The sequence below is a fragment of the Mycobacterium sp. genome (genome assembly GCF_050701675.1).
Taxonomy (GTDB): domain Bacteria; phylum Actinomycetota; class Actinomycetes; order Mycobacteriales; family Mycobacteriaceae; genus Mycobacterium.
The window spans coordinates 1-8,545 of sequence record NZ_JBOGDD010000212.1; the positions used below are offsets into that span (position 1 = coordinate 1).

The following is an 8,545-nucleotide window of genomic DNA, read 5'->3' on the forward strand; positions in this document are numbered from 1 at the left end:
GGTTTACAATCCAAACTATCCCTACAACTACAGCACCGATGGCTCGCATGCGAACACCGAGTTCGGCCCAGGTCAGTTCATGGGCGACACCGTCGGCGGAGCGGGCGTAGTCCAGGTAGCGATAGGCCACGGAGTCACCAACGTGCGCGATGTTGCGATCGACCATTGAGGGCAATGTGACACCCGCCGGCAGCGTGACGCCACCTCCGGAGTCGAGGCAGTCCTCGATTCGGAGCAGGCCGCTTGGAATGACGGACGCCCGCTGAGAGCCGCGATCCATGCCTGCATTCTATGGATCGATCCGCCACTCCAAGGCCAGGTGTGCGGAGGGCAACACGGGCCGCTCAGGTACGGCGGCAGGAGCGAAGCGACCCGCGGCCATTAGGCAGGAGTGGGTTCGCCGACCTTGACCAGCATCTTGCCGATGTTGGCTCCGGTGAACAATCCGTTGAGGGCGTCGACGCACGACTCGATGCCCTCGTAGATGGTCTCGCGGTGGACGAGCAGCCCGGCCGCCTCCCACCGGCGAAGCGCGGCGAAGGCCTCATCGAATCGGCCCCACTCGTCGAGTGCGTTGAAACCCTGCATCGTGGCGGTCTTCGCCAGGATGTTGACGTAGTTCGCAGGGCCGGGGTGCTCGCCGGTCAGATAGCTGGAGATGACGCCGCACAGCACGACCCGGGCCTTGGCGGCAAGGCGGCCAAGCACGGCGTCCAGGATCGGGCCACCGACGTTGTCGAAATAGACGTCGACACCCCTCGGGCAATGCCTCTTGAGTGCGGCCGCCAGATCGCCCTCGCGGTAGTCGATGCAGGCCTCGAACCCGAAGTCCTCGACGGCCGCGCGGCACTTCTGCGGACCGCCCGCGATGCCGATCACGCGGGCGCCCGCGATCTTGGCGATCTGGCCTGCCACCGACCCGGTGGCGCCCGCCGCGGCGGAGACGACCACGGTCTCCCCCGCCTGCGGCCTACCGATGTCGTTCATCCCGAAGTACGCGGTGGCGCCCGTCGGGCCGTAGATCGACATCACCGCGGGTTGGTCGACGTCGTCCATGCCGGTGACCGGCGTGCAGAACACGTCGTCGCGGACGGTCACGTACTCCTGAAAACCCGTCAGGGTGGTGACCACGTCCCCCACCGCATACGCGTCGCACCGTGACGCCACCACCTCGCCGATGCCTGCCGCCCTGATCACTTCGCCCAACTGCACGGGTGGCAGATAGCCCGGCTGGTCGTTGAGCCACGTCCGTGCCGCGGCATCGATCCCGACATAGGTCACCCGGACCAGCGCTTCGCCCTCCGCCGGCTCGGGCGCCGGTGAATTGACCAGCTCGGTGTCGGCGGGCTCGAGCAGCCCTCTGGGACGGCGACGCAACAGGATCTGGCGGTTCGTCGGGTCAGGCACGGTGCTGAAACTACCGAAGGCGCAAGCCGCTTCGGGTGCTAAGCGGGTAACCCGATCCGCCGAGGATCTGTCACGGCCGACGTCACGCGATGATGCGGCCGAGGTAGGGGGTCATGTTGTTGGTGCGGACCGGCGAAACCTTGACCGCGGGGTCGCTCGCCTCGAGCATCTGTCCGTTCCCCAAGAACAGTGCGACGCTCTGGGCGCCGTCGACGCCGTAGAAGATCAAGTCACCGGGGAGAGCTTGATCGGGCGCGACCTTCTGGGCGACCTTGTACTGCTCACCCGACGAGCGTGGCAGCTTGATCCCGGCTCCCGCAAAGGCGTAGACGACGATTCCCGAGGCGTCGAACCCGACGACGCTGGGGGCCGGCGCCGGGTCGAGGATGGTGGAACCCGGGGCGGAGCCGAAGATGGCCACACCCGGAGTGGTGATCGGAGTGTTTGCGCGCTGCTCGGTCGCCAGGGTGTCGACTCGCGTGTCGGAGCCAAGGGTGGGACCGGTGGCGTTGCCGCCGCCGTAGGAGAAGGGGACCCCGCGTTGCGATAGCGCGCGGTTGATCACGAAGTCGACGGCCTGCTGGTTGCGCGCGGGCCGCTGATAGGGGTCAGCTGCCGCGAGACCCGGGGTGGTCACCAACATGGCCAGACCGATCACGAGGGCGAAGGTGCGTCTCATCGAAATTCCATCTCTCTGCGACTCCAGGCCCAGGCTCAACACCGAGGTTGGTCCATTCGTCGACGTAATCAACTCGATTCACTTTGTACTACCTGCAACGTCAGAGGGCCCAATTGTTGAGTGCGCCAAGGCCAATGAGCCGCCATACCGTGACCGAACGGTGATGCAGAGCCTTCGCTCACCCCACGGGTCGCAGCCACGGGCGTGATCGTCCACGGGTAGGTTGCGTAACCATGAGCACCCAAACCCGGACCTGGTCGACGCGGCTGTGGGACGAGATCGAGCCGACGTTTGCGGCGGTCCTCGCCCATCCATTCGTGACCGGACTGACCGACGGCACCCTGGACGCAGCGGTCTTCGCTCACTACGTCGCCCAGGACGTGCACTACTTGCGCGACTACGCGCGCGCGCTGGCCATCGTCGGCGCGAGGGCCGCCACCCTCGCCGACACGGCGATGTTCGCCAGGCACGCGGCAGAGGTGTACGACGTCGAACTGAGCCTGCATGACACCCTGCTGCCCGCACTCGGTCTCGACACTGCCGCAGTCGACGGGACTCGTGCCACGCCGACCACGCGGGCCTACACCAGCTACCTTCTCGCCACCGCATACGGCGGGAGCTTCGCCGAAGGGTTGGCTGCAGTCCTGCCCTGTTACTGGATCTACGCGCGAGTCGGCGAAGCGCTGATCGAACGTGGTTCGCCCGATCCTCGGTTCCAAAGGTGGATCGACAGCTATGGCGGCGACGACTTCGCCGCCACCGTCGCCAGGGTGTTGGACCTCACCGACCGGATCGGGGTAGAGCTGAACCCCGCCGAGGAGGCGGTGGCACGTGCCCACTTCGTGACGACCGCACGTTACGAGTGGATGTTCTTCGACGCCGCGTACCGGCGCGAGGACTGGCCCGTCTGAGCGGGGCTTCCAACCCGTTCAACCGTGCTACTACAGCCGTTTCACCGTGGCCTCGGTACGTTCGGACGACGGCGCCAGAAACAGCTTCAACACCTTGGCGGCGTTGGTAATCGAGCTGCCGTGGTGCGGATCTCCCAAATGCAGAAGCAGCGTTGCCCGGACCGTGTTCGCTGCACACGGCCCATTGCCGTGATACGTGCGGTAACCCCAGAACAAGTAGACATTTCCGGGTTCGAGCACAACCGCGTACTTTTCGGGGGCGTGCTTGAGCTTGCGGATGGCGTACTTGCGAAACAGCGGGTTCTGCGCGGCGATCTTGTCGAAGATGTTCATCACCGCCGATCGCCGGAACGGGCGCTTGTTCGCGAACACCACCAGCTCACCCGATCCGCCGGGACCTGCGTCGGGAATGTAGAGCGGAACGAGCATCGTGATGACTGTCGCGTCGTAGTGGAACGCGAACGAGGTCGCCGCTCGCTCGGGCCCGGCGAGCACCCGAAGCACGGTTTCGATCTCTTCGTCTTCGACGTATGCGCGTGGCCAGCGATGCGCCACCAGCCCGGACATCAGGGCTCGTACGTCCGGGTCGGTGATGAAGTGCTGAGCGGGCGTGCCTGCCTCTCCGGCCGGATTGACGATGCAGAAGTCCGTCTCGCCGTACTCGACGAGGTTCGCATCTACGCTGGCCCGCGCTTCGGACAGCCACTCCGACGACACGACACCTTTGAGGCACAGGAACCCCGTGCGGTCGAGTTCGCGCCCGGTTTCCGACACCGACACGTTCAGATTGGCTACGTGTGCGGTTGTCATCGCAATACCATACGCCGTATCTTCCGCAACGGTTGGGTTGTTCAGCAAAGAATCTCTGCTCGTTCGAGCGGGGGAAGCCTCGCCGACCCGTTGACGGCACGTTTCGAGATCCGGCCGCCGTGACGGTCGGGCGATGCGCGGGGTTCCGCGGAAACTAGCTCAGGGCTGCCAGCGCCGCGTCGTAGTTCGGCTCCTGGCCGATCTCGGGCACCAGCTCCGAATACGTGACGTTTCCGTCGGGACCGAGGATGACGACCGCCCGGCCGAGCAGTCCGGCGAAGGGCCCCTCGGCGATGGTGATGCCGTAGTCAGCACCGAAGCTGTCACGGAACCCGGAAGCCGTCGTGACGTTCTCGATGTCCTCAGCGCCACAGAATCGCTTCTGCGCGAAGGGAAGATCGTTCGACACGCACAGCACGGTGATGCCGCTAGAAGCGGCCCGCTCGTTGAACGTGCGCACGCTGGCTGCGCACACCGGTGTGTCAACCGAGGGAAAGATGTTCAGCAGCAAGCTCTTACCGCGGAACTGCTCGCTGGTGACCGCGCCGAGGTCGGTTCCGGTGAGGGTGAACGCGGGAGCTGGCGCTCCCACGGCGGGCAGCTCGCCGACTGTGTTGATGGGGTTTCCGCGCAAGGTTATCTGTGCCATGCGCACAGTCTGCCAAGAACGGCGGCGCGTGGGTGGCCCGGGGTCAGACTCGCCGATGTGGATCAGTAGGCCAGCTGGTTGACCGCCGTCGCGAACACCCGCGGCAGGGCGGTGGCGGCGGGCACGATGCGTGCCCGGATCGGCGCGTAGACGCCGGCCAGGATCAGCGCCGAGGTCAGTGCGCGGTAGCGGCGGGTCTCTCGACGCCACTGCCGGTCGTAGTCGCCGGGCTGATCGGCGACCACGCAGTCCACCAGGAGTTTGGCGGCGCCGAACGCCAGACCCATCCCCTCACCCGTCAACGCGTCGATGTACCCGGCCGCATCGCCGACGAGCATGACCCGGCCTGCGGTTCGGCTGCGCGCCTTCTGCCGAAGCGGCCCGGCGGCCCTGTCGGGCCCGTGTACGTGGCCACCCACCCGTGCCTTCAACGCAGGGAATTCCTCGAAGTGGCTGTCGAACCCGCCACGGGACGAGCTGAGGATCGCGATGCCGACGCAGTCATCGGCCACCGGGGTGACGTAGGCCTCGGCGCCGGGAGCCCAGTGCACTTCGACGGAGTCGGTCCACGGCGCGATCTCGAAGTGCCTGCGGATCCCCCATCGTCGGGGCCCACCGCACGGTTGCGACAGGCCCATCGCGCGGCGGATGGGTGAGTGCAGTCCGTCGGCCGCCGCCAGGTACCTCGCTCGCAGCTCCCCCGCCCGCACCGATGCCGAATCCTGGGTGATGTCACCGACGTCATCGTGGACGAAACGCACGCCCGCGGCGTCGGCGGCATCCCGCAGCGCTGCATGCAACACCGTCCTGCGCACACCGAGACCCGTGCCCGCGCGGAACGTCGCGTCGACTCGTCGATCGCCGTCCAGATAGCTGATCCCGGTCAACCTCTTGCCCGGCGGGGCCACGCCGAGGCGTGCCAGATGCTCGAGGGTGTGCGGCATCATGCCTTCGCCGCACGCCTTGTCCAGGGACCCGCGGCGACGTTCGACGACGACGGCCTCGAGACCGGCCCTTGCGGCGTACAGCGCGGTGACCAGTCCTGCCGGTCCGCCGCCGCCGACCAGCAGGTCGATCACCTCAGGCTCGCGAGCGCGGCGTTCTCCACCTTGATCCGTGTCCTCAACAATGCCGCGTTGAGCGCGGTGAAGACCAATGCGGTGATCCACGAGGTGTGAACCAGCGGCAGGGCGATGCCCTCGACGACGACCGCGACGTAGTTCGGGTGGGGTATCACGCCATACGGGCCGCCGGTGACGCGTGGCGCCCCCGGTACGACGATCACCCTGGTGTTCCACTGCGGGCCGAGCGTGGTGATGCACCACCAGCGCAGCCCTTGGGCGGCCACCACGATGGCCAGCATCGGCCAACCCAGAGCGGGAATGAACGGGCGGTGCAGGCCGATTGCCTCCACCAGGCATCCCACCAACAGCGCGGTGTGCAGAATCACCATGACGGGATAGTGTCCAGTGCCGAACTCGGTGCCACCGCGTTCCCGGCTCCACGCCCAGTTGCGTTTGGACACAACGAGTTCAGCGAGGCGCTCCGCTGCGATTGCGACGATCAGAAGCACATACCAGATCACCCGGTCACCGCCACCGCAGCAGGACCAGCTCGGAGCAGAACCCGGGACCCATCGCCATCAGCACGCCAGGGCTTCCCGCCGGTGGCCTCTTGGCGATGGTGTCGCGCAGAACGTGCAGTACCGACGCCGACGACAGGTTGCCCACCTCGGCCAGCGATCGCCAGGTCAGTTCGAGCGCGTCCTCGGGCAGCCCGAGGGTCGCGGTGATCGCCTCGATGACCTTCGGACCACCGGGATGACTGACCCAGGCACCGATGTCCTCGACGTCGAGGCCATGGCTGCCAAGGAAATTCGTCACGTCATCACCCAGGTACCGTTCGACGACCTTGGGCACATCGGGCGAGAGCACCAGCCGAAAGCCACTCGAGTCGACGTCCCACCCCATCGTGCGCAACGAGTCGGGGTAGAGGTGGCTGCGCGAATCGATGATCTCCGGACCGGACGCACCGATCTTCTCGGCGCGGCGGTCACCGACCGCGACCACCGCCGCTGCCCCGTCGCCGAACAGACTGCTCCCGACCACGGTGGCCATCGACGGATCGCTCTTGGGTACGAGTGAACACAGCTCGACCGAGAGCAGCACCGCGACGTCGTCGGGGGCGCCACGCAGATAGTCGTTGAGCCGGGCGACGCCGGCCGCCCCTGCGACGCAACCCAGCCCGAACATCGGCACCCGTCGCACGTCGGGGCGCAGCCCGATCCGGCCCGCGATGCGGGCATCCAAGGTCGGCACCGCCAGACCGGTCACCGTCGTCGTGTAGATCACGTCGACGTCCGACGGTTCCAGACCCGCCTCCTCCAGCGCGCCGAGTAGGGCGGCACAGCCGAGTTCGACGGCGTGGGTGATGAAGAGGTCATTGGCCTTGCCGAAGTCATCGAGACGGGCGTAATCCTCCAGCGGAAGCACCATGTGGCGACTGTCCACCTTGGCGCTCTTGTGCAGCTTCCGGATGGCGTCCGCGTGCTCCCGGTAACCCGGTAATGCCAACAACGCCTCGGTGACTTCGGACTGGGTATAGCGGCGCGGGGGCAGTTCTCCGCGGACTCCTGCGATAACGCTCATGGGCACACTCCTCGTCATGGACACGACACCCGGGACCCGTTGGTTCACGGGGCTTGCACTTCGGAGTTGGCGACATTGGTCACTCCTGGTTCGTGGCGTCTCGGCGACGAGTCACGTCGACTTCGGGGCCGATACGCCATGTCAACAGCTGATGACTTAACTGACCGTAAGCGATGCCCGAAGCTGTGTCAACAAGTGATGACTTGTCGTCGTCTCCACGGCCGGAACGCGCAACAACCTCTAAAACGGCAAGTCCGCCCAGGGTGATCAGTGATCACCCTGGGCGGATCGTACGAGCTGTGCGGCGGCTCAGTTAGCCGGCATTGGCACAGAAGCCCGGCACACAGAACGAAGCGCCGCCGGGTCCCGCGTTGGCGCTGCCGTTGGGCACGTTGGCCGATGCGCCGCCAGGTCCTGCCTCAGCGCCTGCACCTGGGACGAAGGCGCCCGTCCCGTCAGGCCCGGCCTGAGCGCCCGCACCTGGAACGGTCGCACCTGCACCATCGGGTCCAGCCTCAGCGCCCGCACCCGGGACGAAGGCTCCGGTGCCGTCAGGCCCGGCCTGCACGCCTGCACCTGGGACAGTCGCACCAGCGCCTTCGGGTCCTGCAACCGCGCCCGCACCTGGGGCGGTCGCAGCCGCACCGTCAGGTCCAGCGGTGGCACACGACGGCGTACCTTCAACACCACACGGCGGTGCCGGGTCGGCACCGGCGACAGGGGCGAAGGACAAAGCCGTCGCAGCTGCGCCGGCGATCAGAATTCGAGTCATGAGTTCTTTTCGCATTGGGGTCGGGTACCACTCGTGAATCTGCTTGAAACATCTGGTCAAGTAACCGGGACGGCAACGGCGGCTCAGGTGGTCCTGGGAGCGCGGCGATAGGCGACCATTTCGCGGGACAGCACTCTGCGGATTCGAGGCTCCCGACTGCAGGCGACCGCGAACACGGTGAGCAGCAACCAACTGGTCACCGCACTCGCGAGCACGAGCACGAACGCTGCCCACTGGCCGCCGGCGAGCTCCGTGGCCGCCGCCTGGCGTGACCACAGACGCCAGAAGATCATCAGGTTGACGGTCAGTCCGACGCCGTACGACAGCGCAAAGGAGAACAGGTACGGCTTCCACGTTCCGTCCCGCAGTCTCGCCGAAACCGGTTCGTGCCGAATCGGATACAGCACCGACAACACGTTTCCGACGCCGAGCCAGATGAACACCATCGTCACCAGCTGGTCGATCATCGCTATCGGATTGCCGTCGTTGGTGACGGTGAGGAAGCCGATGACGGGAAGCGCTGCGATGGTGACCAGCACGGCCATGGCCAGATTCTTGGCCACCATGATGCGCCAGAGCCGTTCGCCGCCAGACATGACGTCGCGGACCCGCTGAGCTTCGAAACACAGTGCGTTGGTGCAGACCACGCTGCCGACGACGGCCGAGAAC

At 66.4% G+C, this 8,545-nt stretch carries 9 protein-coding genes and 2 pseudogenes; 1 reads left to right on the forward strand and 10 read right to left on the reverse strand.

Annotated elements, in window-relative coordinates:
• From ACRDUX_RS06175 to ripD, 3 genes and pseudogenes are all read right to left on the reverse strand, one after another.
• Positions 1-280: pseudogene (locus ACRDUX_RS06175) on the reverse strand (fatty-acid--CoA ligase); the annotation flags it as partial.
• Between the two features lie 101 nt (positions 281-381).
• Entirely contained in the window at positions 382-1,407 is a 1,026-nt protein-coding gene (locus ACRDUX_RS06180; protein ID WP_526412025.1) for an NADP-dependent oxidoreductase, read from the reverse strand.
• A gap of 82 nt (positions 1,408-1,489) precedes the next feature.
• The gene (gene ripD, locus ACRDUX_RS06185; protein ID WP_526412027.1) at positions 1,490-2,086 is read right to left on the reverse strand and encodes an NlpC/P60 family peptidoglycan-binding protein RipD; all 597 of its coding nucleotides are present in this window, start codon (positions 2,084-2,086) and stop codon (positions 1,490-1,492) included.
• Between the two features lie 233 nt (positions 2,087-2,319).
• Between ripD and tenA the strand changes: the two genes are divergently transcribed.
• On the forward strand, positions 2,320-2,997 hold the full coding sequence (tenA, locus tag ACRDUX_RS06190) for a thiaminase II (protein ID WP_526412029.1): 678 nt from the start codon (positions 2,320-2,322) through the stop codon (positions 2,995-2,997).
• A 30-nt stretch (positions 2,998-3,027) separates the two neighbouring features.
• On the opposite strand, the gene ACRDUX_RS06195 is transcribed toward tenA, so the two are convergent.
• From ACRDUX_RS06195 to ACRDUX_RS06225, 7 genes and pseudogenes are all read right to left on the reverse strand, one after another.
• Positions 3,028-3,807: a hypothetical protein gene (locus ACRDUX_RS06195; RefSeq protein WP_526412031.1), complete on the reverse strand. Its 780-nt coding sequence runs from the start codon at positions 3,805-3,807 to the stop codon at positions 3,028-3,030.
• A gap of 154 nt (positions 3,808-3,961) precedes the next feature.
• On the reverse strand, positions 3,962-4,456 hold the full coding sequence (tpx, locus tag ACRDUX_RS06200) for a thiol peroxidase (protein ID WP_526412033.1): 495 nt from the start codon (positions 4,454-4,456) through the stop codon (positions 3,962-3,964).
• A 62-nt stretch (positions 4,457-4,518) separates the two neighbouring features.
• Positions 4,519-5,535: an NAD(P)/FAD-dependent oxidoreductase gene (locus ACRDUX_RS06205; RefSeq protein WP_526412035.1), complete on the reverse strand. Its 1,017-nt coding sequence runs from the start codon at positions 5,533-5,535 to the stop codon at positions 4,519-4,521.
• On the reverse strand, positions 5,532-6,041 hold the full coding sequence (locus ACRDUX_RS06210) for an isoprenylcysteine carboxyl methyltransferase family protein (RefSeq protein WP_526412037.1): 510 nt from the start codon (positions 6,039-6,041) through the stop codon (positions 5,532-5,534). Before ACRDUX_RS06210 ends, ACRDUX_RS06205 begins: the two co-directional genes overlap by 4 nt.
• A 4-nt stretch (positions 6,042-6,045) precedes the next feature.
• Positions 6,046-7,104, reverse strand: a complete 1,059-nt coding sequence (locus tag ACRDUX_RS06215) for a type III polyketide synthase (RefSeq protein WP_526412039.1) — start codon at positions 7,102-7,104, stop codon at positions 6,046-6,048.
• A gap of 313 nt (positions 7,105-7,417) precedes the next feature.
• Positions 7,418-7,672, reverse strand: a complete 255-nt coding sequence (locus ACRDUX_RS06220; RefSeq protein WP_526412040.1) for a hypothetical protein — start codon at positions 7,670-7,672, stop codon at positions 7,418-7,420.
• A gap of 287 nt (positions 7,673-7,959) precedes the next feature.
• Positions 7,960-8,545 (reverse strand): annotated as a pseudogene (locus ACRDUX_RS06225) (ABC transporter permease); the annotation flags it as partial.

What these genes read in the sequence shown, in the direction of transcription:
- ACRDUX_RS06195 (WP_526412031.1), bottom strand. Translation starts at nt 3,807, where the DNA reads ATGACAACCGCACACGTAGCCAATCTGAACGTGTCGGTGTCGGAAACC.
- tpx (WP_526412033.1), bottom strand. Translation starts at nt 4,456, where the DNA reads ATGGCACAGATAACCTTGCGCGGAAACCCCATCAACACAGTCGGCGAG.
- tenA (WP_526412029.1), top strand. Translation starts at nt 2,320, where the DNA reads ATGAGCACCCAAACCCGGACCTGGTCGACGCGGCTGTGGGACGAGATC.
- ripD (WP_526412027.1), bottom strand. Translation starts at nt 2,086, where the DNA reads ATGAGACGCACCTTCGCCCTCGTGATCGGTCTGGCCATGTTGGTGACC.
- ACRDUX_RS06215 (WP_526412039.1), bottom strand. Translation starts at nt 7,104, where the DNA reads ATGAGCGTTATCGCAGGAGTCCGCGGAGAACTGCCCCCGCGCCGCTAT.